Consider the following 25,647-nt stretch of genomic DNA (forward strand, 5'->3'; position numbering starts at 1 on the left):
GGCTCCTTGCAGACCGGCCCGGTCGAATCGGGCCGGTCTGCCATTGGTGGCTAGAGCAAAACGCCATCATGCGCGTTTTTTGTGACAGTCGTATCAACCGTAACTTCAAACGCATTATTCTCGTCGCCGTTGGCACCGCTGTCGTCATGGCCGTTTCTGGCCACGGCGATCTCGTGCACCTTGCCGTCGATGGTCAGCCGGGCTTTGAAGCCCTGCCACTCCGAAGGAAGTGCAGGATCGACGATCAGACGATCGCCTTCCTTTCGCAGGCCGAGGATGCCTTCCACGGCCACGCGGTAGAGCCATGCGGCCGAGCCGGTGTACCATGTCCAGCCGCCGCGGCCGGTCAGGTCGCCATGCCCGTAGACGTCGGCTGCGACGACATAGGGCTCGACCCGATAGACATTGGCGTCTTCGCGGTTCAGTGCATGCGTTACAGGGTTCAACATCTGGAAGGCTTTCCAGGCATCGTCGCCGCGCTTCAGGCGCGTCAGCGCCAGCACGACCCAGGTGGCCGCGTGGGTGTATTGCCCGCCGTTTTCCCGCACGCCGGGCGGGTAGGCCTTGATGTAGCCCGGGTCCTGCTCGGTGCCGGAAAGCGGCGGGGTGAACAGGCGGATCAGGCGGTGCTCGTCATCGGCAAGCTCCGCAAGCACCGCATCCATGGCCTGCGTGGCGCGGGCCGGATCGCCCTCGCCCGAAAGCACGCTCCAGGACTGTGCAATCGAGTCGATGCGGCATTCGTCCGACGTTGCCGAGCCGAGCGGCGTGCCGTCGTCATAATAGCCGCGGCGGTAGTGCGTGCCGTCCCAGCCTGCCGTTTCCAGCGCCTGCTTGAGGCGTTCGAGATGTGCGGTCCAGGCGGTGGCGCGGGCGTGATCGCCACGTGATTCCGCGATGCCCGTGAAGTCGCGCAAGGTGGATGCGAGGAACCATCCCAGCCAGACGCTGGTGCCGCGGCCCTCGATACCGACGCGGTTCATGCCGTCGTTCCAGTCCCCGCCGAGGATCAGCGGCAGGCCGTTTTCGCCGGTCCGCTTGATGGCAAGGTCGAGGGCCCGGGCGCAATGCTCATAGAGGCTTGCGGTGGTTTCCGAAACCTTCGGCTGGAAGAAGCTATCGTGCTGGCCGGGCTCGAGTGCCGCCCCCTCGATAAAGGGGATGATCTCGTCCAGAATGTCCGTCGTGCCGGTCACTTCGCAATAATGCTGCGTGGCATGGCCGAGCCAGACGACGTCGTCGGAGATCAGCGTACGCACGCCGGCCCCGGACCCCGGCAGCCACCAATGCAGTACGTCGCCTTCCGCAAACTGCCGCGCGGCAGCATTGAGGATCTGTGTCCGCGCCAGGTCCGGCCGGTGCACGATGAAGGCCAACGTATCCTGCAGCTGGTCGCGGAAGCCGAAGGCACCGCTTGCCTGGTAGAAGGCCGAGCGGGCGAGGATGCGGCAGCCGAGGCTCTGGTAGGGGAGCCAGCGGTTGACGAGGTTGTTGAACGCCTTGTCCGGTGTCTCGATTTCGAGAACCCCGGTGAAGGCTTCCCAGAAGGCGGTCGATGCCTCGAGCACCGTATCGAACATGTCGGCCCTGGCGGCTTCCAGATGTTCGAGCGCCTGTGCGCGATTGTCGCTGTCACCCATGTAGAAGACAATGTCGCGGGTTTCGCCCGGCTTCAGAGTGACGTCGAACGAGACTGCCGCGCAGGCATCGCCATCGATATCGGAGCTGCCGGAGAGCACATCGCCGTCGACCACAGCCTGCGGTGCGAGAATGCCACCCGTGCGGCCAAGGAACTCCCGGCGACTTGCGGTAAAGCTCGTCGGGGTTTCGCTAACGGCGAGGTAAGCGGTCCGCCCTGCGTAGTCGATGCTGTAGGGGTTGGTCGCCGACATCATTCCCGCAACCTCGTCATAATGGCTGACGACAAAGGGCGCGGTTCTCGCGCGGTTGTTGCCGAGGACCCATTCGACGTAGCCGTAGAGACGCAGGCGACGGACCTCACCGGCGCCGTTCGTCAGGCGCAGGCGGGTGTATTTTACGGGCAGCGCACGATGCACGGTCTGCGTGGCTTCCACCGTCAGGCCGTCCTGGACGCTCGAGAAGGTGGACACGCCAAGGCCGTGCCGGGTTTCGAAGGTCACATCCTTGCGACGCGAGAGCGCGCCATAGGGTGTGACGACCGAACCGCTGGTCATGTCCTTGATGAAGATCGCCTCTCCGGGGCGGTTGCCGACCGGATCGTTGGTCCATGATGTCAGCTGGTAGTCGCGCGAGTTGCGGCTCCAGGTGAACGCCGAGCCTTCGGCCGAAACGTGGAAACCGAAGATGTCGTTCGAGATGACGTTGATCCACGGATGCGGCGTCGCCTCGCCACCGCGCAGACGCGTGACGTATTCGCGGCCGTCGGCCGAGAAGCCGCCATAGCCGTTCCAGAAATCGAGACCGTCACCGGAGATCATGGCCGGTTCGGCCTCGATCACGGTGGGAGCTGCCAGCAGCGGCACGGAGCCGGTGGCCGGCTTGTCCTTCTTGATGCTCGGCGTCGAATAGAGCGCTTCGGCGCGCGCCATCTGGTCCGAGATCTTGCCGTTGCGGGCATGGAAGACGGCGCGGGAGGCAGACAGCAGAGCCGCCCATGTCTCGGCTTCCATGATATCGCGGCGGACGGCGAAGACGTGCTGGCGCGCACCGTCGGATTGACCGCGCAGGCGCAGGTTCTCGCACATGCTGTCGATCGCGTGCTGCATGTCCTGCGCATAGGATGCGGCGCGCTCGTTGATGATCACCAGATCGGCGGTGACGCCACGGGCACGCATATATTCCTGCGCGCGGAGCGCTTCGCGGGCAATGCCCATATCGACATCGTCGTTGATGCGAACGGTGAAGATCGGGAAATCGCCGGAGATCGCGAGCGGCCAGAGAGCCGACTGCGGTCCGAGGCCCGCACGCACCGTCGCCGTATCCGCCCGAAGCTGCATGTCGGGATAGATGAGGTAGCGGCCGAGGATCTGGAAGCTTGCAGCTTCCTGCGAGGTCACGCCGACATGGCGCATCTGCACCTGGCTGCGGGTCCAGGCATGGATCATCTCATGGCTGAAGCTGTCCGGGTGGCGATAGCGCTCGACGGCGCGATCAATATCCACGCGGTTGGGGGCCGCAATCGTCCAGAAGATGACGCTGACCTTCTTGCCGGCCGGCACGCGCACGGTGCGGCGGAGCGCCATGACCGGATCGAGCGTGAAGCCCGATGTGCCGGAGAGGCTGACATCGCCGTCGAAGGCACGGGCTTCCGCCAGCGTTCTACCTTCGCCGATGAAGCGGCGGCGGTCGGTCTCGACCTCCGTCGGGCGGTCGGTGCCGGCATTGTCGACGATCAGGTGCGCGACCTGCATGTCGGGCTCGCCCGGCGTGCGCTTGTTGCGCATCACGCGGATGAGGTCGCCCTTGGCGTCGATTTCCGTCTTCAGGAACATCTTGGCAAAAAGCGGATGCGCGTTATCGGTATCGTCCGTCGTCAGGACCGGTTCGGCATAGGAGGTCACTTCGATGAAGCGGTCCTCGGAGCCGGTGTTGACGAGCGTCACGCGCCGGCCTTCGGCATCGTGTTCGGTCGCGACGATGACTTCGACCTCACTGGTGAGGTCGCCGACGATCTTGATGAACTCGGCCTTGTCGTCACCGAAGCGGGTCGTCGCCTTCTCGCCTTCCGCACGGCGCGGTTCTGCGGTGGCCGACCACCAGTCACCGCTCGCGGTGTCGCGCAGGAAGATGAAGGTGCCGGTGCGGTCTTCGACCGGGTCCGGCTTCCAGCGCACGACGGTCTGACCGTTCCAGCGCGAGTAACCGGAGCCGACGGCGGTCAGCATGATCGCGTAATGGCCGTTCGACAGGAACACGGTCTCGCGGTCCTTGGCGAGCGGGTTCTTGACGACGCGGACCTCGGGGCGGAGCAGGTCTTCCTGGCCCTTGCCCAGCGCTTCGGGTTCGCGCTTGGCGTTGATGATCGGAATGTCGCGCGGCGCCTTTTCCTGCAGCAGGAGTTCAGCGGCCTCGATGACCGGATCGGCATGGAACCACTCGCGCAGGCGGCCATTGAAGACCACGTTGGCGACCGCCGCGATCGACATGCCATGGTGGTGCGCATAGTAGTTTCGCACGACCGCGCAGGTCTTGCCTTCGGGGACGCGGGTCGGTGTGAAGTCGACGGAGTCATAGAAGCCGTAGATGCCGAGCGCTCCGAAGCCGCGCAGGCGTTCCAAGTTCGCAAGCGCCGCCTTCGGGTCGTACATGCTGGCAAGGATCGAGGCGTAGGGCGCGATGACGGCATTCTGGCCGAGACCGCGCTTGAGGCCGAGAGAGGGGACGCCGAAGTTGGTGTATTGGTAGGTCAGTTCATGGTCGCGCGCGTTGAACGCGGCTTCGGAGATACCCCATGGCGTGCCGAGGCGACGGCCGTGGTTCATCTGCTCGCGCACGATCAGGTTGTTCGTCTGGTTGAGAATGCCGCCCTGACGCTCCTGCATGACGAGCGGGGGCATCAGATATTCGAACATCGAGCCGGACCACGAGACCAGCGCGCCGCGCGCACCGATCGGCACGACCGGGCGGCCGAGCTTGTACCAGTGCTCCGTCGGCAGGTCGCCCTTGGCGATCGCAAACAGGCTGGTCAGGCGGCATTCCGAGGCGAGAAGGTCGTAGCAGGCCTCGTCGAGTTCGCCGCTGTTGACGCGGTAGCCGATCGAGAGCAGGCGGCGTTCCTTGCGGAAGAGGAACGTGAAGTCCATCGAGAAGGCGATGTCGCGGCTGCGGTCACGCAGCACGATGAGACGCTGGCGCAGGGCATCGATGGCGCCAAGGTCGAAGACGCTGTCGGCGATGTGTGCCTCGCAGGTCTGGACCAGAAGGCCCGACCATTTGACGACTTCGCCGCTGGCGCCGCTCTTTACCTCGTGATCGAGGTTCAGCGACAGCTTCTGGATGTCGCGGGCGAGCACCGAAAGGTTGATGACGCGGATCGAGGCGAACTCGTGCTCGCGCTTGACCGACTGCAAGGCGCTCTGGAAGCCGATCAGGCGTTCCTCGATACGGCGGCGCAGGGGTCGGACCGTCTTGCGGTCGTCGGGAAGGGCGGCCAGCATTTCGGCGAGGATCGATACGACGTCGCCGATGCCGTCAAGGCTGCCCTGAACATGCGCCGAGGGGGCTTCCGCCCATTCGCGGCACATGGAGGAGACGGCAATGAGGTGGCCGGCCAAGTTCCCGCTGTCGACGGCCGAGATATATTTCGGCTCCATCGTCTCCAGGCGGTTGGTCGTGTACCAGTTGAACAGGTGGCCGCGATATTTCGGCATGGCGTCGACGGTCGCGATGGTTTCCTCGAGACGGCGGATGGTTTCCTCGAAACCGATCCAGCCGAAGTCGCGGGCCGACATGACCGAGAGCAGGTAGACACCGATATTCGTCGGCGACGTCCGCTCCGCGAGGATCGGATGCGGGATTTCCTGAAAATTGTCCGGCGGCAGGAAGTGCTGCTCGGCAGTGACGAATTCCTCGTAGAAGCGCCATGTCCGGCGCGCGATCTTGCGGAACTCGGCTTTCACCTCGTCGGAAACATCGAGCTGGTCTTCGGTCTCGGCGGACTGGCTGACGAGCCAGGCGATGGCCGGGGACAGTGCCCAGAGGACGGCGAAGGGAATGCCGATGAAGGGAAGGCCGGTGGCGGAGACGGCGGCCAGTCCGAGCGATACCACCGCGATAACTGGGGCAATCCACATGGTGCGGTAGTAGTCGAGCACGGTGCCGGTGGCGCCGCTCTGGACCTGGGCGGCCGTGCGCCATTCGAGCATCAGCTTGCCGCTGACGAAGGTGCGGTAGACGGCCCGCACGATCGCATCCAGCATCATGCCTGCGGAATGGGCGATGAAGACGATGCGCAGCGCCACCTGAGCATTGGCGGCGCTGATCTCCGAGAGGACGGCGTGGAAATGGGCGCGGGCGACGATGTCGTTGCGGCGCGGCATCAGGCCGGAGATGAGCGAGAGAGTGGGCGCCACGAAGAGCGAGAAGATCAGGACGACCTGCCAGATCAGCGCCTGCGTCGGCTCCATATAGTACCAGCCGAGCACGGAGGCGATGAGCCAGGCGACAGGGATCAGCGAACGGCGCAGATTGTCGTACATCTTCCAGCGGCCGAGCATGGAAAGCCCGTTCGACGGATTGAAGATGTAGGGAAGGAGCTGCCAGTCGCCACGCGCCCAGCGATGCTGGCGCGAGGTCTCGACCTCGTAGCGGATCGGGAAATCCTCGACGAGTTCGACGTCGGTGACCAGTGCGCAGCGTGCAAAGGATCCTTCGAGAAGGTCGTGGCTGAGAACCGCGTTCTCTTCGATGCGGCCCTTGATCGCCGCTTCGAAGGCATCGACATGATAGAGGCCCTTGCCGGTGAACGTGCCTTCCGAAACGATGTCCTGATAGACGTCGGACACCGTGAAGACGTAGGGGTCGATGCCGCGATTGGCCGAGAAGATGCGCTGGAAGGACGATGCTTCGCTGCCCGTCGTCAGCGACGGCGTGACGCGGGGCTGCAGGATCGAATAGCCTGACAGGATCTTCTGGTTCTTGACGTCGATGACCGGACGGTTGATCGGGTGATACATCTTGCCGACGAGCTTGGTAACGGCATCGCGCATCAGGCGCGTGTCACTGTCGAGCGTCATGACGTACTGGACGTTTTCGGGAACCTTGTCGGCGCCTGATATGAAGGTGGTATCGCGGTCGCCGCGCAGCAGCAGGTTCAGTTCGTGCAGCTTGCCACGCTTACGCTCCCAGCCCATCCATGCCCCTTCGCCCTCGTTGTAGAGGCGGCGGCGGTGGAGGAGGTAGAAGCGTGTGCGGCCATCATGGGCATAGCGCTTGGAAAGCGTCGCGATCTCGCCCTTGGCATATTCCAGGACATCGAGGTCTGCGGCCGTTTCCTCGGTCTGGCTGTCGGCCCAGTCGCTGACCAGCGCGAAGTAGATCTCGCCCTTGGGGTTTGCGAGATAGTGGACCTCGATGTTGCGAACGAGTTCGTCTACGTGGTCGCGCTTGGAGATCAGGCAGGGGACGACGACGAGCGTGCGCGCATCTTCCGGCACGCCGGAGAGGAATTCGTACCCGACGAGCCGCGACGGCGTGAGAAAGAAGGTCACGACCGTGTTGAACAGGCCGGCAGCACCTTCCGAGGCGGGCAGGGCGAAGAGAAGCAGGATGATCAGCTTGGCGCCCGTCGGCATGTCCATGGGGCTGATGAAATCATAGACGAGGACGATGGCGAGGATCGTGAGGAGGAGATTGGGCAGAGCGATGGCGAGCCAACCCATGCGGCGCGCCATGCGCACCACCGACTGAACGGGCGTCGGCCGATAGCCGATCGCCTCCTCGAAGGCATCGGTGCGATTGCCGACCAGGAAATCGCCGACATTGGTGGCCGGCATGTGGAGAACGGCTTCGTCGACCGTAAGATCGGTAGGGGCTCCCGCGTCGGCCTCCGCCGCCGTCTCATCGGCTGCCCCCCGGGCTCCCTCGGCCGCCAGCGCGATGGCGCGCTGGGTGACTTCCAGCTCGGTCAGGCCGGATCGCTTTGCAAGGCGCTCGATCGTCGTGCGGTACTTGTTGCGGGAGCCGAAATCGAGCGCCATGTAATCGGAGTGGTCGCGCAGTTCGGCATCGAGCTTGCTGACGCTTTCGAACCAGACGGCCCAGTCATTGTCGTCGATCTCGCGCAGCGAGCGGATGATGTTGCTCATCGTCGCATTGCCGGATGACAGGCGGTTCTGCTCGGCGACCAGTGCCTCCTCGACGTCGCTGCCGCGCTTTTCCAGCTGCTCCTCAAGCCAGCCGATGACAACGCGGCCGCTCTGCGAGCCGTCGCGCAGGCGGTAGAGAAGCTGGGCGACGAAGGAATTATCGGCCGCCAGTCCTTCGTAGTCCTTGAGCAGCGTGGCCGCTTTTTCCGGATCGCTGAGACGGACGATCTGGTCGGCCACGTCGTTGGCCTTGTGGCGCATGGCGCGTGAGCGCTCGACGCGGATGGCGATGCGGCGCAGGTTCTCGATCAGAATGAAGCGCAGGATGGAGGGAAGCGCCCAGAGCTCGCCGATCTTGAACGTGGCATGCTCATGGAAGCCCTCGACCATGGCCGTCAGGCTTTCGCGCGATACGGTGGAATGGGTGTGGGCGGTGTACAGCCAGGCCAGCGCCATGGTGCGCGGAATGGAGGTGCCGGCACCCGTATCAGGGACGGGGATCGTTGGCAGCTGCCGGTAGAACTTGCGCGGAAAGTCGCGCCGGACCTCCTGGATCGCTTCTTCCACGACATAGTGGTTGTCGAGCAGCCATTCCGCCGCCGGCGTGATGGTGGCGCCGGCTTCCACGTCGGCGGCCGTTATCTTGTAGACCCGGAAGATCTCGCCTTCGTTTTCGCGGTGACGCTGTTGAAACTCGAACGGGAAGAAGCTCGGCAGGGTCGTCGCACCATCTCGTGCCAGTGCGGCACCTGCGGCCCGAAGTTCCTCGTTCGTGAAATAGGTCGAACGGATCGAGTCGTTGGTGTCGAGAAGGGCGGGCTGGGCTTCGCGCGGCGAGGTCGTGTTTGTTTCTTGCAGGGCCATGGAGCGGGTTCTGGATCCAACCGTTGAGTTAAGATAAGGCGACTGCACGGGGCGCAGTCGGTCGGCGTGAGGCGTGGCCTCTCAATCGGGCGCTTTCACGGCGCCGGCATCGTTTACAATGAACCGCTGCCGGAAACCCCGGCTTCGGGAAAGCCAACGGTATCGCCACAGCGGGTCCGCAAGACGGGCAGGGATAGCGCCGTCCCGGTGGCCGACAAGGGAGATTGCCGATCGGGCGTCAGGTATCTGAATTTAAGGCTTTGTTTTCTAGCGGGATGCCGGGGCGCTTGCAAGGCAAAGCGCAGCATCGGCCGAGCCGGACGCTGGTTGTGATGCAGGGGAAGGCGGGATGTCGTCGCAGGTGTCTTCGGATAATATTCGATGGCCGCCACCTCCCGGGCTCTTAAGCGAAAGTATGGCAGTTCTCTCCTCGCGAAAACGCAGCCTGCGTCCTTTTGTTCCGTAAGGTGTATCTTGAATTTGAAGGTCTCACATGCCGTGGTCACGTCACCTGCCCCATGATCCAGTGTCGGAAGGCAAGGCTCGCACGGTTCTCCATCTTCCCCTCCGGCACGACGAGATAGTAGCTGTTCTCGGTCTTCATCGGCCTGTCGAACACCACGACGAGACGTCCGATGGCCAGCTCGTGCTCGATGAGATAGCGCGGCAGGAGAGCAAAGCCGAGGCCGGCGATGGCCGCCTCGATGACCATGGCGAACTGGTCGAAGCGGCTGCCGCGATAGGCGCTTGCGGCTGTCGCGCCGTTTGCTTCGAACCATTCGGCCCACATTTTCGGGCGGGTCGCAAGGTGCAGCAGCGGCGCGCTGTCGAGGTCAGCCGGTTCGAGGGCAGGGTGGCGTGCCAGAAGGGCGGCACTGGCAACGGGCACGATGACCTCGCTGCAAAGATAGTCGCAGATCGCATGCGCCCAGACCGGCTGGCCGTAGTGGATCGCGACGTCGAAATTTTCCTCGCCGAAATCGAAAGGCTGCGAGCGGGCGGCGATGTTGAGGATGGTATCGGGGTGCAGGCGAAGGAAGTCGGAAAGGCGAGGCGTCAGCCACCGGCTGCCAAAGGTCGGCAGCGTCGCGATCGACAGGGCATTGTCAGAGCGGGCGGCGCCCATGGCGCGCACCATCAGCTCTTCCGACTGGCGCAGCAGGCGACGCACTTCCGGCAGGAATTTTTGACCTGCATCCGACAGGATGACACGCTGGCGGATCCGCTCGAACAGGAGCACGCCGAGCTGGCCTTCGAGGTCCTTGATCTGGCGGCTGACGGCGCTCTGGGTCAGGCTCAGTTCCGCTGCGGCCTGGGTGAAGCTGCCATGACGCGCGGCGCATTCGAACGCCTGCAGCGTGGCAATGTCGGGCACCAGTCTTCGGCTCAACTTCATTCCACCCCCGCATGACCATAGTCAAAACAGTCGCAATCAAAGCGCATTTCGGGGTAGTATCATACGAAACCAGAATGATCAGCGCGACACATCCTATCGTGACGCCATATCGCGAGGCAAGCCGCCATGACCGAGAAGACCTTCGTTCAGAACGATGATATCCGTTCCGCCTTTTCCGCCGCCATGTCGGCCATGTACCGGGCGGAAGTGCCGGCCTATGGCACGTTGATGGATCTCGTGGCCGAGGTGAATGCGCATGTGCTCGCCTCGCAGCCTGCTCTTGCCGAGCGGCTGGCCGATACCGATGCGCTGGAGCGGATTTCGGAAGAGCGTCACGGTGCGATCCGGCTCGGCACGCCTGCGGAATTGTCGATGATGCGCCGCGTCTTCGCAGTCATGGGCATGTTTCCGGTCGGCTATTACGATCTCAGCACGGCAGGCGTTCCGGTCCATTCAACGGCGTTTCGCCCGGTCGGTGCGACGGCGCTCAGCCGTAACCCGTTCCGCGTTTTCACCTCGCTGCTGCGCCTCGACCTGATCGACGACGCGGACCTGCGGGCGGAGGCCGAGCGTGTGCTGGCGACACGCGCGATTTTCACGCCTCGCGCCGTCGCGCTCACCGAAAAGGCGGAGGCCGAGGGCGGTCTTGATGCGGAGGACGCCGCTGCCTTCGTCGAGGCGGTGCTGGAGACATTCCGATGGCACGACAAGGCGATCGTGGATGCCGGTCTCTACAAGCGGCTGCATGACGCGCATCGCCTGATCGCCGATGTCGTTTCCTTCAAGGGTCCGCATATCAACCACCTGACGCCGCGCACGCTCGATATCGATGCGGTGCAGGCGCGCATGCCGGAAAAAGGTATTGCACCCAAGGCCGTCATCGAAGGTCCGCCGACGCGGACCTGCCCGATCCTCTTGCGCCAGACGTCGTTCAAGGCGCTGGACGAGCCGGTTTCCTTCAAGGACGCGGCCGGTGCCTGGGTTGCGGGCTCCCATACGGCTCGCTTTGGTGAGATCGAGCAGCGCGGCATTGCCCTGACCCCGAAGGGGCGGGCCCTTTACGATACCCTGCTCGACCGGTCGCGCAAGCATGTCCGCCCCGCCGCCGATGGCTCCAATGCCCCAGCTTACGAGCAGGCGCTGGCGGATGCCTTCCAGGACTTCCCGGACAGCTGGGACGGTATCCGCGCGGAGGGACTTGGTTATTTCACCTACAGCCTGACGGATGCCGGTCGAGACGCCGAGATCTCCGGCGATATCGAGACGCTGGTGCGCGATGGTCTCGTGCGCTTCGACCCCGTCGTCTACGAGGATTTCCTGCCCGTCAGCGCAGCCGGAATCTTCCAGTCGAACCTTGGCGATGCCGCCGCGCAGGATTTTGCTGCAAGCTCCAGCCAGCAGCAGTTCGAAGCCGATCTCGGACAGGCTGTGCTGAACGAATTCGACCATTATGCCCAGATCGAGGCGGCCTCGATCGCGGCCTGCATGTCCGGCACGTCGAAGCAGGCGACATCGCGCGCGGAGGCCGCAGAGTGACCCTCCGCGCTGTGATCGGAGAAGAGCATGCACGCGCGTTGACCGCGCTGGTGGGCGATCGCGGGTTCGTGTCCGATGCGGGCGACATGGCGGCCTACGAGACGGGCGCGCGCTACGATGCGGGCCGGGCGCTTGCCGTCGTGCGGCCGCAGACCACGCAGGAGGTCTCCGCCGTTCTTTCCTACTGTGTTCGCCACGGTCTCCCCATCGTTCCGCAGTCGGGCAATACCGGGCTTGTGTCCGGCTCGACACCGGATGTGGCAGGCGGTCAGGTGGTGCTCAGTCTCGACAGGATGACTGGCCATTTCGTGCTCGATTCCGATAATCGCTCGCTGGAGGCCGATGCCGGCCTGCTTCTGTCGGATGTCAATCGGCGGCTGGAGGCTTCCGGTCTGTTCTTTCCCATTGATCTTGGCGCCGATCCGCGTCTTGGCGGCATGATCGCCACCAACACCGGGGGGTCCCGGTTCTTGAAATATGGCGATGTCCGGCGCAACGTGCTCGGGCTGACGGTTGTGCTGGCCGATGCCGAGGGGACGATCCTCAAATTCGGGCAGGCGCTTCGCAAGAACAATACCGGTGTGGACTGGAAGCATCTTTTCATCGGCACATCTGGTGCGTTCGGCGTCGTCACGCGCTGCGTGCTCAATCTGGAACGCCTCCCGTTGCAGACCGCCACCGCCTATCTGGTACCGGCGGGCCCCGAGGCCGTCATGCCGCTGCTGCGGCTGATGGAAGAACGGCTCGGCACCACGCTTTCCGCCTTCGAGGGCATGTCGCGCAATGCCATTGCTGCGGCCCTCGATCATGTGCCGTCGCTCCGCAATCCGTTCCAGAACGGCGAGATCCCGGATTATGTGATCCTCGCCGAGGTGAGCCGGACGTGGCAGGCGCGCGAAAGCGAGGAGCCCCTCGGCGACATGCTCGAGTCCGTGCTGGCCGAGATCTTCGAGACGGAGGAGGCGCCGCTTGCCGATGCCTTCATCGGCCCGGCGCACGAGATGTGGGCTCTGCGGCATGCCCTGTCGGAGGGCGTGAAGCAGTCCGGCCGGCTCATCGCCTTCGATGTCGCGTTCCGTCGCGGCGATATCATGGCGTTCTGCGAGCGGATGAAGCGCGACATGCCGGAGCGCTTTCCACAAGCGCGGATCTGCGATTTCGGCCATATCGGCGATGGCGGCGTGCATCTCAACATCGTCTTCCCGCGCGACGCCGACGGGCTTGCCGACGGTTCGCTGGAAACGGCGCTCCGCGACTGGGTCTATGCCGTGACGGTCGAGGATTTCGCGGGCAGCTTCAGCGCCGAACACGCCATCGGCCGCAAGAACCAGCACTATTACGATCTGTATACGCCGCAGAAGATCAAGGATATGGCCCGCGGTCTTCTCACCCTCACCTCCCCCGGCGGGCTCGGCACCGTCCGCTTCGGCGGATCCTTTTTTCAGGAGCTAGAATTATGAACATCGCCCACAAGCCGCTCGACGTCGCCGCAGAGACGGGCCGGCTGCTCGGCCTCCTTGGCGTCGATCCGTCCCTTTATACCGGCGGAGACATGGCGTCCTTCTCGCCGGTCACCGGAGAGGAAATCGCACGTCTCAAGACCGTTTCGGCTGATGAGACTGCCGCTCGCATCGAGGCCGCGCATGAAGCTTTCAAGGCCTGGCGGCTGATCCCAGCGCCGCGCCGTGGCGAGCTCGTCCGCCTGCTCGGCGAGGAGTTGCGCGCGCACAAGGCCGATCTTGGGCGCCTCGTCTCGCTCGAAGCCGGCAAGATCCCCTCCGAAGGTCTTGGCGAAGTGCAGGAGATGATCGACATCTGCGATTTCGCGGTCGGCCTTTCCCGCCAGCTCTACGGCCTGACCATCGCCACGGAGCGTCCCGGCCACCGGATGATGGAAACCTGGCATCCGCTCGGCGTCATCGGTGTCATCTCTGCCTTCAACTTTCCGGTCGCCGTCTGGGCGTGGAATGCCGCGCTTGCCTTCGTCTGCGGCAATGCTGTGGTCTGGAAGCCTTCGGAAAAGACGCCGCTGACGGCGCTCGCCTGCCAGGCCGTGCTCGAAAAGGCCATCAAGCGCTTCGGCGAGGATGCGCCGTCCGGTCTGTCCTGCGTCCTCATCGGTGATCGCGGGATCGGCGAGGTTCTGGTCGATCATCCCAAGGTGCCGCTCGTCTCGGCAACGGGCTCCACACGCATGGGCCGCGATGTCGGCCCCCGGCTTGCCAAGCGCTTCGCGCGCGGCATTCTGGAGCTCGGCGGTAACAATGGCGGTATCGTCTGCCCGTCGGCGGATCTCGACATGGCGTTGCGCGCCATCGCATTCGGTGCCATGGGCACGGCCGGCCAGCGCTGCACGACGCTGCGCCGCCTGTTCGTCCACGAAAGCGTCTATGACGCGCTGCTGCCGCGGCTGAAGAAGGCCTATGGCAGTGTGTCCGTCGGCAATCCGCTCGAAAGCACGGCTCTCGTCGGCCCGCTGGTCGACCGCCCGGCCTATGAGGGCATGCAGAAGGCGCTCGAAGAGGCCAAGGCTCACGGCGGCAGCGTAACGGGCGGCGAGCGGGTCGATCTCGGCCATTCCGAGGCCTACTACGTAAAGCCGGCGCTGGTCGAAATGCCGGAGCAGGCAGGACCCGTGCTTGAGGAAACCTTCGCGCCCATCCTCTACGTCATGAAGTATAGCGACTTCGACGCGGCGATTGCTGCGCACAATGCCGTAGCGGCCGGTCTCTCCTCGTCGATCTTCACCCGCGACCTGCAGGAGTCCGAGCGGTTCCTGTCGGCCGATGGTTCGGATTGCGGGATCGCCAACGTCAATATCGGCACGTCGGGCGCGGAAATCGGCGGCGCCTTCGGCGGCGAGAAGGAAACGGGCGGTGGTCGCGAATCCGGTTCTGATGCGTGGAAGGCTTACATGCGTCGCGCGACCAACACCGTGAACTATTCGAAGGCGCTGCCGCTCGCTCAGGGCGTCTCGTTCGACATCGAATAGGCGTATCCGCATGAGGGCGCCAATGTCGCCCTCATGCCTTCAACAGGTGCCTCTCAACTGGCTTCGGCTTTCGCCAGCGACAGGACGAAGGCCGCGAAGCGCTCGCCGGCCTCTTCCAGCGGGCCACTATTGTCGATCATGGTCAGATGCGGATCGCCATCGATATCCGGCACTTGACGGTCAAGGCGCCGACGGATCTCGGCTTCACTCTCCCGGGCGCGAGCGATCAACCGCGCGGCGATGACCTCCGGCGATGCAACGATATTGACGACGGCCACGCGCGGAAATGCTTCCCGGAACCGATCAAGCACGGCGCGGCTGCCATTCGCGACCAGCGTGCGGCCCTCTTCAAGCTTGGCGTGGCATGCAGCGGGAATGCCGTAATGCAGACCATGGGCCTCCCAATGCACGGCGAAGGCCCCCCGTTCCGCACAGGCCCGGAACGCGTCGGTCGAGATAGCCTCATGATCCTCACCACCCGCATCCTGCGCGCGGGTGATGACGCGGCGGACGAGTTCGACCTCGACCGATGTGGTCTTCAGCCGGGCCATGGCATAGTCGATGACGCTGTCCTTGCCGGCACCGCTTGGGCCGACGACGACGATCATGGCACCGGTGCCGCCGGTCGGGTGATCCGGGGTCATGCGACACGCCGTCCGTTGCGCCAGACGGAACGGACGATCGGCACGCCGCTCGGCCGTTCGACGCGCACGAGGTCTGCCCGCCGCCCGACCGCGATCCGCCCCCGATCCTCCAGTCCGACCGTGCGGGCCGGATTGTCGCTAACGAGGGCGATCGCTTTTTCCAGCCCGAAGCCCTCGATCGCATCGGCGAGCAGGAAGGGGGCGTGGATAAGGCTGAAGGGGACGTAGTCGGAGGAGAGCACATCGAGCACGCCGCGTTCGGCAAGATCGCGCGCGGCAATGTTGCCCGAATGCGAGCCTCCACGCACGACATTCGGCGCGCCCATCAACACGCTCAGGCCTGCCTCGTGGGAGAGATCTGCGGCCTCCAGACTGGTCGGGAACTCCGCCAGCTTGACGCCAAGGCCGATGGATTCCGTGACGTGAGCCGCCGTTGCATCGTCGTGGCTTGCGATCGGGATGCCACGCGCCGTGCAGATGTCGGCAAGTGCGATCCGGTGGCGGGCGGAGTTGCGCTCGGACAGCGCCAGCTGCTTCTCGATATAGAGCGCGAAAGCCTCGTCGGAGAGGCCGCGCTTGATCTTGTAGTAGAGGATGTACTGATCCATCGTCTGGAACTGTCGCTGGCCGGGCGCGTGGTCCATGAGAGAAACGAGGCCGACCTTCGGATCGTCGCGGAAGGCGTCGAACTGGTCGAGAACATTGTCCGTCGAAACCTCGCAGCGCAGATGGATGCGGTGGTTGGCACGCAGACGGTTCTCCCGTTCGGCCTGCGCCAGCGCATCGGCCATGGCGCGCATCTCGCCGGTGGCAAAGCCATCGTCGCCTTCTGCCGAGCCCATGCGCAGACAATCGAAGACCGTGGTGATGCCGGAGGTGACGATCTGCGCGTCATGTGCCTGGATCGCCGCCATCTTCATCCAGCGCAGACCGGGACGCGGGGCGTAATGCGTTTCCAGATGGTCCGTGTGCAGTTCGACGAGGCCCGGAATAAGGAAGTCGCCCTCGAAGTCCTCGCCGCTCTGAAGCGGGCCGGTCGCGATATCGGCGATCTCTCCGTCGCGAACGAGAACGGAGCCCCTGACGATTTCATCCGGCAGAACAATGCTGGCATTGGTGAAGATCTGCTCGACGGCCATTCATCTGTCTCCTTCGATCGCGGCATCGCCCAGCGGCATCAGCGAGTGGACGGTAAAGGGGCTGCCGCGCTTCGGCTCGATGAAGAGCGCGAGCGTAGTAATGGGCAGCGGCTTGTCCAGAAAGCCTGCGAAGGCCTCTTCGAGGGCTGCGCGCACGGCAGGGCGACGCTCCTCGGGAACCGCGCCCGTCAGCGTCATGTGAAAGCGGAATTCGTCAAAAACGTAAGGGTAACCCCAGTTCTCGAGGTTCTGCCGCTCGGCCGGGGGCAACGCTTCAGGCTTCCGCCGGGCGACGTCTTCCGCCGACAGGGCTGCACGGAACGGCTCGAACCGGCGCACGGTCTCGGCGGCAAAGCTCGAGAGCGCATCCGACGGGCCGCCGGGAACGAGCGCGAAGAAGGGGCCGAGCTGCCCGAGTGTCAGGGACGGGATCTCGAAGGGCGCGCATTCGGCGGAAAACTCGTCGAGGGCTGCAAGAAGTTCGGTCTCCGTGCGGCCGGGTGCAAGTTCGAAGGGGGCCTTCAGCGTGGCGTGGAAACCGTATCGCCGAGGCTCCGCCGTCAGCGTGCCCAGCTCTTCCGTCGTGAAGCCGGGAACATCGGGTGTCGGCACCCGGCCATCGAGGAAGGCGTCGCGCGACAGCCAGGCAGCGGCAGCCAGCGTCAGGGCGTCATCTTTCGGCGGGGTGAAGTAAAGAGCGTAGCGCATCGCATCCTCGATCATGGCCTACCTCGTCTCCGCGCATTCCGCAAAGCCTCGGCGACCGTTCCTGTTCCACATCGTCCGAGCACCAGGAGACGCGTGTCGAAGCGGATGTGGGTGTTTGCCGTCATTTGCGGCACGGGTCTCATTCTCATGTGACGACGTCATGACATCGCCTGCGGTTCCCCCCGTCACGTCACCTTCGGCCAGATTTTCGTGCCGACACGTACCGGAGAATCACAGAGGCCGTCCCACAGACGGTCCTTAAAGCGCTTTTGCCATCGGGTCACGAGGTGCGTGGGCTTCCGGACACGCAGGGGTGCGCTGCGTCAAAAATGCCGCAGAGCCGGTGCCGGAAACCGCCTCGGGCAATGTTCCGGAAGGCTTTCACTCCGTCGCGAGACCGGCGAGGCCTTCGAGGGCTGCGGCGATGACAGCCTCAAGCGGGCGGTCGATATCGACGGTGACGACGAGATCTTCGCCGGTCGGAGGCTCCAGCGTCTTCAACTGGCTGTCGAGAAGGGACGTCGGCATGAAATGGCCTGTGCGATGGCCCATACGCGATTCGAGCACGGCTCTCGTGCCCGTGAGGTAGACGAAGGCGAGCCTGCCGCCAGCGGCCTTGCGCAGATGATCGCGGTAGACCTTCTTCAGCGCCGAGCAGGAAACGACGACAGCGTGTCCTGCTGTGGATCCCTCCTGCAGAACCTTGCCTACGGCATCGAGCCATGGCCAGCGATCCTCATCGGTCAGCGGTGTGCCATCCGACATCTTGGCGATGTTCTCCGGCGGGTGCAGGGCGTCGCCCTCGATGAAATCGGTTGTGAAAGCGGCGGCGATGCCCTCGCCGACGGAGCTTTTGCCGCAGCCGCTGACACCCATGACCACCAAGGGAGCGATGAGGTGCGCCGCTCCGCCTTCATGCTGCGACGTGCGGGGGGCAGAGGGCCCCCCGGTTCTGGTATTGACGTTCTGCACGATGATCAGGCCATCTTCGCGTAGGTGGCCGCCATGTCAGCCATGCGCCTGATGCGGATCGAAGGTGCGTGGCCTGCCGTGCGGAAGGCCTCGAAACGCTCCAAGCAGACATCCGTCATCAGGGCCGTTGCTGGCTTCAGGTAGCTGCGAGGGTCGAAATTCTCGGGCTTCTCCTTGAAGCATTTGCGGATTGTTCCGGTCATTGCGAGACGCAGGTCGGTGTCGATATTGACCTTGCGGACGCCGAAGGGAATGCCGCGCTGGATTTCCGACAGCGGAACGCCCCAGGTCTGCGTCATCTCGCCGCCATAGGCCGTGAAGAGGTCCTGCAGGTCCTGCGGCACCGTGGACGAGCCGTGCATGACGAGGTGGGTATTGGGAAGCGCCTTGTGGATCTTTTCGATCGTATCGATCGACAGGATGTCGCCATCCGGCGCACGGGTGAACTTGTAGGCGCCATGGCTGGTACCGATGGCGACGGCGAGCGCATCGACGCCGGTCTTGCTCACGAAGTCGAGCGCCTGTTCCGGGTCGGTCAGCAGTTCCTCGCGGGTCAGCTTGCCTTCGAAGCCGTGGCCGTCTTCCTTTTCGCCCGCGCCGGTTTCCAGATTGCCGAGGCAGCCAAGCTCGCCTTCGACGGAAACGCCGGCCGCATGCGCGATCTTCACGACTTCGGAAGTGACTGCGACATTGTATTCATAGCTTGCGACCGTCTTGCCGTCGGCCAGCAGCGAGCCGTCCATCATGACGGAGGTGAAGCCGTTGGTGATGGCCGAGATACAGGTGGAAGGCTGGTCGCCGTGATCGAGATGAAGGCAGATCGGAATGTGCGGATACTCCTCGGCGGCGCCGAGGATGAGGTGCCGCAGGAAGCCGTCGCCGGCATAGGCCCGCGCGCCGCGGCTGGCCTGAAGGATAACGGGGCTGTCGGTCTTGTCCGCTGCCCGCATGACGGCCTGGACATATTCCAGATTGTTCACGTTGAAGGCTGGTACCGCATAGTCGTTTTCGGCCGCATGATCCAGCAATTGCCGAAGGCTGATCAGTCCCATTCATTCTCTCCCTCTGTGCTGGCCGCTTTGGTTGCTGCAGCATTCTTCCGCGTTCCGTGCGGGCTTCCGATGCGACGTCGCTGTACCCTCGGAGCGATTGCCGCGGGATCTCCATCTGGTTGACCAGCATAAGGATCGCGATTGTTTTGGCAACGGAGAACGCCGCTATTCTCCAGGTTGCGTGATTTTCTTTAGCTTCTGCTCACGGAAGAAGATGAAGAGGCCGGAGGCGACGATGAGGGCCGCGCCGATGATAACGGTCAGGCGTGGCGTGTCGCCGAAGAAGATCCAGCCGAAGACGACGGCCCAGAAGAGAAGCGTATATTGCAGCGGCACGACGGTGGCTGCATCCGCGAGCTTCAGGGAGCGGCTGACGAGAATATGGGCGAGCATGGCGACGATGCCGAGGAGGGCTGGAAGAAGGATCGTGGCGGGATCGAGCGGCTTCCAGCTGCCGGGAACGATGGCGACGCCGATGAGCGAGAAGACCAGCGAGCCGACGAACTGCCAGACGACCAGCGTGGTATCCGGCGTGGTGCGCAGCGTACGGCCGAGCATGATGGCAAAGGCGAAGCAGGCACTGCCGAAGAGCGCGACCAGTGCGGGCATTGACAGGCTCTCGCGCGAGGGATCGAGTGCGATCAGCACGCCGGCAAAGCCGATCAGGATCGCGGTCCAGCGTCGCCATCCGACCTTCTCGCCGAGCAGGAAGGGCGACAACGCCGCGACGTAGATAGGGGCCGCCAGCCAGTAGATCATGGCGTCCGCCAGCGGCATGTAGCCGACGGCGAAATAGAAGGCCGTCGCATCGATGGCGAACAGCAGCGCGCGCAGCGCCTGAAGTCCCGGGCGCTCGACCCGAACCACCGTCATGATGCCGCGGCGGAGCACGAGCGGCATCAGCACGAGGAGAGCCGCGACGCTGCGGATCGCCATCAGTTGCAGGACCGGATAGGTCTCGACCAGCCACTTCCCCATCGTGTCGTTCAGCGAGAACATCAGCATGCCGAGAAGCATGAAGACGATGCCGAGGCTGGCTGAACCGTTTTGAGGGGCGGACGGTTTCGGGGAGACGGTTGAGGGCATGGCGGGCTGCTCGGCGTGATCGGGCGCATGATCGGAGATGGGGCCGATGCGCGATCGATCGGGCGCGGCAAGAGGCTCTGCCAGTTGCCATAAAAGGCGGGTTCAATCCAGTGTCGGTTGGCGATGGCTTCATGACAAAAGGAAATGAGTCGAGCCGTTGCGCGGGTGACATCTTGACGCGGCAGGTGGGATGGCTAATTAGTTCAGCAATACCGCGCATACGACATCGACACTCGCGCGGGACGAACTTGGTGCCGGGCCCCTCTGGCGAGAGTTTTAACGGCGCTCTCGCGATGTCGGTACCGCCAGCACACTGAGCCGGCGGATGTAAATTCCCATGACAAAGAACGTCTTTCTGACGATGCGTACCCGTGCGGGCATGGCATCGCTTTCTGTCACTCCTGCTCCGATCAGCACCGGAGCAAAGGTCGCTGCGAAGGGGAGAACGGGCGCATGAACCCCTCCACACAGACATCGACCCTCAGCTATTTCACCTGGGCCTTTATCGTCACTGGCCTCGGCCTTGCCCTCGGCGCCTGGCTCGGCTGGAACGAGACCGGCACGATAGGCGGCATGGCGACCGTCTTCTTCATCTGCACGGTGCTCGCCGTGCTCGAAATCTCGCTTTCCTTCGACAACGCCATCGTCAATGCCAACAAGCTCAAGGACATGACGCCGATCTGGCAGCAGCGGTTCCTGACTTGGGGCATTCTCATCGCCGTCTTCGGCATGCGGATCGTCTTCCCGCTGCTGATCGTGGTGATTGCAGCCGGCATCGGACCGGTGGATGCCATCATTCTCGCTGCCGCACGTCCCGACGAATATGCGCGCATCATGAACGACGCACATCTGCCGATCGCAGCCTTCGGCGGCACCTTCCTGATGATGGTCGGCCTCTCCTACTTCTTCGATCATGACAAGAAGATCCACTGGATCTCCTTCATCGAGAAGCGTCTATCGGCGGCGGCCAGCATCAAGGGCGTGGAAATCGCCTTCGTTCTCATTCTGATCCTCGCCTTCTCCGCGCTGATCCCGGACGATGCGGCAACACCCGCCGTCGAGAGCACGACCTTCGTCTTCTCCGCCATCTATGGCCTCGTCACCTTCCTCGTTGTGGAAGTCATCGGCGGCCTGCTCGACGCATCGCAGAAGACCATGAGCGAAGCGGCGAAGGGCGGCCTTGGCGCGTTCATCTACCTCGAAGTGCTCGATGCCAGTTTCTCGTTCGACGGTGTCATCGGCGCCTTCGCGTTGACGCAGAACCTCTTCGTCATCGCCATCGGTCTCGGAATCGGCGCCATGTATGTGCGCTCCATGACGATCATGCTGGTGGAGAAGGGCACGCTTGCGGAATATCGCTACCTGGAACATGGCGCGTTCTACGCAATCCTGATCCTGTCCGTGATCATGTACGTCCAGACGCTGGTCCATATCCCGGAGGTCATCACCGGTCTCGGCGGCGCAACGCTGATCGGCATCGCCCTCTGGTCGTCCATCCGGTACAACAAGAAACATCACCCTGTCGGGGCCGACGCTGTCGCCCAGCATTGATATCGCGGTCGTCGGCGAAGGTCGCCGTCGATCCCGGTTACGTGAAGACCCGCGTTTCGAGAGGATCGCGGGTTTTTTCATGCGTGGCAGCGAAGCGCGGACCAAGATTTTCGCTGGTCGCTGAACCATCGGCTTGCAGACAAAAGCAAAGCCCGCCGGTCCGTCATGGACCTGCGGGCTTTTTGCAGCCCGGGATGAATGATCCCAGGCAAAACCTTCCACTGCGGCGCTCTGACCGCAACGGCATTGGCGATCGTATCAGCCGCGGCGATAGGGAGCCGGGAAGCTGGTCGGGTCGATGCCGAGGGTATTGAGGTCACGAGCCTGCGGGCGACGGCCGCCTTCGATGGCTGCTGCTGCTGCGGATGCTGCGCCGATAACGGCAAAGGCACGGCCGAAAATGTTACGCTTGCTGGTCATTGTCTTCGTCTCCTGCTCTCTCTTCTTGTGTGACCTGAAGATGGGCCTCCGGAGCCTCTTTCACAATGCACAAGTGTTCATTGCAGCCATGCGTGACAAGCAATACGGATGTCTTAAGAAGATATTACTTTGCCGAGGTGCCGGTAAGACGTTTGCGGAGACAAGTATCGTCGGAATTAAACCGATTATATTGTCGCCGCCCGAAGCCGAAAAACGGGAATGGCCGGACGTCCCAAGGGAGCATCCGGCCATGTATTATCCGCGATGAAGCCTCGGATCAGTCTTCGCTGGCGGCCAGTTGCGAAAGCACCTGTCCGCGTCCGCGGGCGCGCAGGATCAGCGGTACGATCAGGGCGAGCGCTGCGATGGTCAGCAGCACGGCGGCGATCGGCGAGGTGAAGAGCACGCTCGGATCGCCCTGGCTGATGGCCAGAGCCCGGCGCAGCTGCTGTTCGGCAAGCGGCCCGAGAATAAGGCCAACGACCACAGGCGCGATGGGATAACCGAGGATGCGCATGATGTAGCCGAGCAGGCCGAAGGCGAGCAGCATGCCAAGCTCGAACACCGACGGATTGGCGCCGATGGTGCCGAGCGTCGCAAACAGCAGGATGCCGGCATAGAGCCACGGCTTGGGGATCGTCAGCAGCTTCACCCAGAGGCCGACCAGCGGCAGGTTGAGAACGAGCAGCATGAAGTTGGCGATCAGCAGCGAGGCGATGAGGCCCCAGACGAGCTGCGGGTTGGTCGCAAAGAGCAGCGGGCCCGGTTGCAGGCCGTATTGCTGGAAGCCGGCAAGCATGATGGCGGCGGTGGCCGTCGTGGGCAGGCCGAGCGTCAGGAGCGGTACGAGTGTGCCGGCGGCAGACGCATTGTTGGCAGCTTCCGGCCCGGCGACGCCTTCGATCGCACCTTCGCCGAATTCTTCCGGGTACTTCGTCAGGCGCTTTTCGGTGGCGTAGGAGAGGAAGGTGCCGATTTCCGCACCGCCGGCAGGCATGGCGCCGATCGGGAAGCCGATCAACGTGCCGCGCAGCCAGGGTTTCCAGGAGCGGGCCCAGTCCTGTTTCGTCATCCACACCGAGCCCTTGACGGCCTCGACCTTGTCAGGTCCGGTCGCGCCCTGTGCGGCGATGTAGAGCGTCTCGCCGATGGCGAAGAGGGCGACGGCAAGCGTGGTGACCTCAATGCCGTCGAGCAGATCCGGCACGCCGAAGCTCATGCGCGCCTGACCGGTCAGCTGGTCGATCCCGACGATGGCGAGCGCAAAGCCGATGAAGAGCGAGGTCAGACCGCGCAGCGTGGAATCGCCGAAGGCCGAGGATACCGTGACGAAGGCGAGAACCATCAGGGCGAAATACTCGCGCGGTCCGAAGACGAGGGCCACCTTGACCACGAAGGGCGCGATGAACGCCAGGCCGATGGTCGCGATGAGGCCGGCGACGAAGGAGCCGATGGCGGCTGTGGCCAGTGCCGGCCCTCCGCGCCCCTTCCGGGCCATCTTGTTGCCCTCCAGCGCGGTGACGATGGAGGCGCTTTCGCCGGGCGTGTTCAGGAGGATCGAGGTGGTGGAGCCGCCATACATGCCGCCATAATAGATGCCGGCGAACATGATCAGCGATCCCGCGGGATCCAGCCGGTAGGTCACGGGCAGCAGGAGCGCGACGGTCAGCGCCGGGCCGATGCCGGGGAGAACGCCCACCGCCGTCCCGAGCGTCACGCCGATGAGCGCGTAGATGAGGTTCATCGGCTGCATCGCAATCGCGATGCCCTGGAGCAGGAATTCGAATGTCGACATGACGCTCTCTTAAAAGAAGAGGTGTTCGAGCGGCCCTGCCGGCAGCGACAGCTGCAGGAGACCGGCGAAGATGAGCCAGACGGCGAGACAGAGCGCGATGCCGACCGGAATGGTGATCCACAGCTTGCGCCGGCCGAAGCCAGCAGCCGTGAACGCAAAGAGCAGGCCCGTGGCGATGGAGAAGCCGACGGTGCGCAGAAGCAGCATCTGCAGGACGAGACCCCCGACGATCCAGGCGACAGGCGGAATTTCCTGGCGTTCGCGCGTCGGGAATTCGCTGCGGAAGGCCGCGACGGCCGTCCAGACGGCAAGGCCGAGAAGACACCAGGCAATTACGAAAGGAACGGTGGCCGGGCCGATCTTGGAATAATTGGCCATGGCCGCAAGGCGGGAGCTATCCCAGAAGATCAGCCCGGCAAGGCTCGCGAGGAAGACCGCAACGGCAAGCGCCGCCCTGTCGGGGCGGCGCGAGCTTGCGCTTGGATTGCGCGGGAGTTCGCTCATTGAACGAGACCGATTTCTTTGAGGATGGTTTCGGTGGCCGAGACGTCCTTGGCGAGCTGCTCCTTGAAGGCGTCGCCCGAAAGGTAGGTGTCCTGCCAGCCCTTTGTCTTCAGCGTTTCCTGCCAGGAGGCGGACTTCACCATCTTCTCGACGTCGGCGGTGACGGCTGCCTTCTGCTCGGCCGAGAGGCCGGGTGCAGCGGCGACCATGCGCCAGTTCTGCACGACCACGTCGAGGTTGCTTTCCTTCAGTGTCGGCGCGTCAACGCCGGCGATCTTTTCAGCGCTGGAGACGGCGAGAAGGCGCAGCGTGCCGGACTTCACCTGCGATTCAAATTCGCCGTAGCCGGAGATACCTGCGGTGACCTGGTTGCCGAGGATGGCGGCCAGTGCTTCGCCGCCGCCCGAAAAGGCGATGTAGTTGATCTTGGTCGGATCGACGCCGGCTGCCTTGGCGATGAGGCCAACGGCGATGTGGTCCGTGCCGCCGGCCGAGCCGCCAGCCCAGGATACCGAACCCGGATCCTGCTTCAGCGCCTCGACGAGGTCGCCCATAGTCTTCAGCGGCGATTCGGCGGGAACGACGATCGCTTCGTATTCGCCGGTCAGGCGGGCGATCGGCTCGACTTCGTTCAGCGAAACCGGCGACTTGTTCGTCAGGATCGCGCCGACCATGACGTAGCCGCCGACAAGCAGGGCATTGGGGTTGCCGGCCGACTGGCTGGCGAACTGTGCCAGGCCGATGGTGCCGCCGGCGCCGGGCACGTTCTGAACCTGGACATTGCCGGCGATCTTTTCCTGCTGCAGGGCGGTCTGCATCGAGCGCGCCGTCTGGTCCCAGCCACCGCCGGGGTTTGCCGGTGCAATGATGGTGTAGTCGGCGGCCGCCGCCGGAAGCGCCATGGCGCCGGCGATCAGGGATGCGATAAGAAACTGTTTCAAGGGACGTCCTCCGTCAACGCGTTTGCGCGCTGTGTTTCAATTCTTGACGCGAGGAGCTTTTAAAACAGGCGCGCATGTCAGATCGCGGGGATCTTCGCTCGGGCCGTTTTGGGTGAGACACTCCTCCGCACCGCTTCGTCACCGCCTCCACGGCTGACGAACACCACTAAGCCACCATAGTAAGCTGACATCAACCTGACATCCATGCATCCAGTGCATAACTCGGGCCGATCGCGCCGGATTTTGCGGGAGATTTGGTC

At 63.8% G+C, this 25,647-nt stretch carries 16 protein-coding genes; 4 read left to right on the forward strand and 12 right to left on the reverse strand.

Features of this window, described 5'->3' with window-relative positions:
• Positions 1–50: 50 nt before the first annotated feature.
• Entirely contained in the window at positions 51–8,651 is an 8,601-nt protein-coding gene (locus BSG19_RS22250; protein WP_092990198.1) for a glycoside hydrolase family 94 protein, read from the reverse strand.
• Between the two features lie 502 nt (positions 8,652–9,153).
• Entirely contained in the window at positions 9,154–10,047 is an 894-nt protein-coding gene (locus BSG19_RS22255; RefSeq protein ID WP_092990199.1) for a LysR substrate-binding domain-containing protein, read from the reverse strand.
• Positions 10,048–10,173: 126 nt separating this feature from the next.
• On the opposite strand from BSG19_RS22255, the gene BSG19_RS22260 reads away from it, so the two are divergent.
• The 3 genes from BSG19_RS22260 to BSG19_RS22270 are packed head-to-tail and all read left to right on the forward strand — an operon-like array spanning position 10,174 to position 14,575.
• A complete protein-coding gene (locus tag BSG19_RS22260; protein WP_092990200.1) occupies positions 10,174–11,583 on the forward strand; it encodes a 2-oxoadipate dioxygenase/decarboxylase HglS in 1,410 nt (469 codons plus the stop codon).
• Between the two features lie 11 nt (positions 11,584–11,594).
• Positions 11,595–13,043, forward strand: coding sequence for an FAD-binding oxidoreductase (locus BSG19_RS22265; RefSeq protein ID WP_092990255.1), 1,449 nt, complete (start codon positions 11,595–11,597; stop codon positions 13,041–13,043).
• A complete protein-coding gene (locus BSG19_RS22270) occupies positions 13,040–14,575 on the forward strand; it encodes an L-piperidine-6-carboxylate dehydrogenase (protein ID WP_092990201.1) in 1,536 nt (511 codons plus the stop codon). The genes BSG19_RS22265 and BSG19_RS22270 overlap by 4 nt, the downstream gene beginning before the upstream one ends.
• Before the next feature lie 53 nt (positions 14,576–14,628).
• On the opposite strand, the gene phnN is transcribed toward BSG19_RS22270, so the two are convergent.
• From phnN to BSG19_RS22300, 6 genes are all read right to left on the reverse strand, one after another.
• Positions 14,629–15,219, reverse strand: coding sequence for a phosphonate metabolism protein/1,5-bisphosphokinase (PRPP-forming) PhnN (phnN, locus tag BSG19_RS22275; RefSeq protein WP_244529381.1), 591 nt, complete (start codon positions 15,217–15,219; stop codon positions 14,629–14,631).
• Complete coding sequence (locus BSG19_RS22280) at positions 15,216–16,358, reverse strand: alpha-D-ribose 1-methylphosphonate 5-triphosphate diphosphatase (RefSeq protein ID WP_092990202.1); 1,143 nt, start codon at positions 16,356–16,358, stop codon at positions 15,216–15,218. The genes phnN and BSG19_RS22280 overlap by 4 nt, the downstream gene beginning before the upstream one ends.
• On the reverse strand, positions 16,359–17,066 hold the full coding sequence (locus BSG19_RS22285) for a DUF1045 domain-containing protein (protein ID WP_092990257.1): 708 nt from the start codon (positions 17,064–17,066) through the stop codon (positions 16,359–16,361).
• A 381-nt stretch (positions 17,067–17,447) separates the two neighbouring features.
• Positions 17,448–17,942, reverse strand: coding sequence for a gluconokinase (locus tag BSG19_RS22290; RefSeq protein WP_092990203.1), 495 nt, complete (start codon positions 17,940–17,942; stop codon positions 17,448–17,450).
• A gap of 101 nt (positions 17,943–18,043) precedes the next feature.
• Entirely contained in the window at positions 18,044–19,090 is a 1,047-nt protein-coding gene (fba, locus tag BSG19_RS22295; protein WP_092990204.1) for a class II fructose-bisphosphate aldolase, read from the reverse strand.
• Positions 19,091–19,255: 165 nt separating this feature from the next.
• Positions 19,256–20,176, reverse strand: a complete 921-nt coding sequence (locus BSG19_RS22300; protein WP_092990205.1) for a DMT family transporter — start codon at positions 20,174–20,176, stop codon at positions 19,256–19,258.
• A 453-nt stretch (positions 20,177–20,629) separates the two neighbouring features.
• Between BSG19_RS22300 and BSG19_RS22305 the strand changes: the two genes are divergently transcribed.
• A complete protein-coding gene (locus BSG19_RS22305) occupies positions 20,630–21,727 on the forward strand; it encodes a DUF475 domain-containing protein (RefSeq protein WP_092990206.1) in 1,098 nt (365 codons plus the stop codon).
• A gap of 258 nt (positions 21,728–21,985) precedes the next feature.
• Here the strand turns inward: BSG19_RS22305 and BSG19_RS26195 are convergent, their stop codons facing one another.
• The 4 genes from BSG19_RS26195 to BSG19_RS22325 form a co-directional block, all read right to left on the reverse strand.
• Positions 21,986–22,147 (reverse strand): hypothetical protein, encoded by a 162-nt coding sequence (locus BSG19_RS26195; RefSeq protein ID WP_092931024.1) that lies wholly within the window; start codon positions 22,145–22,147, stop codon positions 21,986–21,988.
• A gap of 277 nt (positions 22,148–22,424) precedes the next feature.
• Entirely contained in the window at positions 22,425–23,942 is a 1,518-nt protein-coding gene (locus BSG19_RS22315; protein WP_092990207.1) for a tripartite tricarboxylate transporter permease, read from the reverse strand.
• A 9-nt stretch (positions 23,943–23,951) separates the two neighbouring features.
• Positions 23,952–24,446, reverse strand: coding sequence for a tripartite tricarboxylate transporter TctB family protein (locus BSG19_RS22320; RefSeq protein ID WP_092990208.1), 495 nt, complete (start codon positions 24,444–24,446; stop codon positions 23,952–23,954).
• Entirely contained in the window at positions 24,443–25,387 is a 945-nt protein-coding gene (locus tag BSG19_RS22325) for a Bug family tripartite tricarboxylate transporter substrate binding protein (protein WP_092990209.1), read from the reverse strand. Before BSG19_RS22325 ends, BSG19_RS22320 begins: the two co-directional genes overlap by 4 nt.
• Positions 25,388–25,647: the final 260 nt, after the last annotated feature.

Origin of the sequence: Rhizobium sp. NFR03, from assembly GCF_900111275.1 — a bacterium.
Taxonomy (GTDB): domain Bacteria; phylum Pseudomonadota; class Alphaproteobacteria; order Rhizobiales; family Rhizobiaceae; genus Ferranicluibacter.

Coding starts and splice junctions, on each gene's coding strand:
- BSG19_RS22270 (WP_092990201.1), top strand. CDS start 13,040: ATGAACATCGCCCACAAGCCGCTCGACGTCGCCGCAGAGACGGGCCGG.
- BSG19_RS22305 (WP_092990206.1), top strand. CDS start 20,630: ATGAACCCCTCCACACAGACATCGACCCTCAGCTATTTCACCTGGGCC.
- BSG19_RS22250 (WP_092990198.1), bottom strand. CDS start 8,651: ATGGCCCTGCAAGAAACAAACACGACCTCGCCGCGCGAAGCCCAGCCC.
- BSG19_RS22280 (WP_092990202.1), bottom strand. CDS start 16,358: ATGGCCGTCGAGCAGATCTTCACCAATGCCAGCATTGTTCTGCCGGAT.
- BSG19_RS22285 (WP_092990257.1), bottom strand. CDS start 17,066: ATGCGCTACGCTCTTTACTTCACCCCGCCGAAAGATGACGCCCTGACG.
- BSG19_RS22320 (WP_092990208.1), bottom strand. CDS start 24,446: ATGAGCGAACTCCCGCGCAATCCAAGCGCAAGCTCGCGCCGCCCCGAC.
- BSG19_RS22260 (WP_092990200.1), top strand. CDS start 10,174: ATGACCGAGAAGACCTTCGTTCAGAACGATGATATCCGTTCCGCCTTT.
- BSG19_RS22300 (WP_092990205.1), bottom strand. CDS start 20,176: ATGCCCTCAACCGTCTCCCCGAAACCGTCCGCCCCTCAAAACGGTTCA.
- fba (WP_092990204.1), bottom strand. CDS start 19,090: ATGGGACTGATCAGCCTTCGGCAATTGCTGGATCATGCGGCCGAAAAC.
- BSG19_RS26195 (WP_092931024.1), bottom strand. CDS start 22,147: ATGACCAGCAAGCGTAACATTTTCGGCCGTGCCTTTGCCGTTATCGGC.
- BSG19_RS22255 (WP_092990199.1), bottom strand. CDS start 10,047: ATGAAGTTGAGCCGAAGACTGGTGCCCGACATTGCCACGCTGCAGGCG.
- BSG19_RS22290 (WP_092990203.1), bottom strand. CDS start 17,942: ATGGGTGTCAGCGGCTGCGGCAAAAGCTCCGTCGGCGAGGGCATCGCC.
- BSG19_RS22315 (WP_092990207.1), bottom strand. CDS start 23,942: ATGTCGACATTCGAATTCCTGCTCCAGGGCATCGCGATTGCGATGCAG.
- phnN (WP_244529381.1), bottom strand. CDS start 15,219: ATGACCCCGGATCACCCGACCGGCGGCACCGGTGCCATGATCGTCGTC.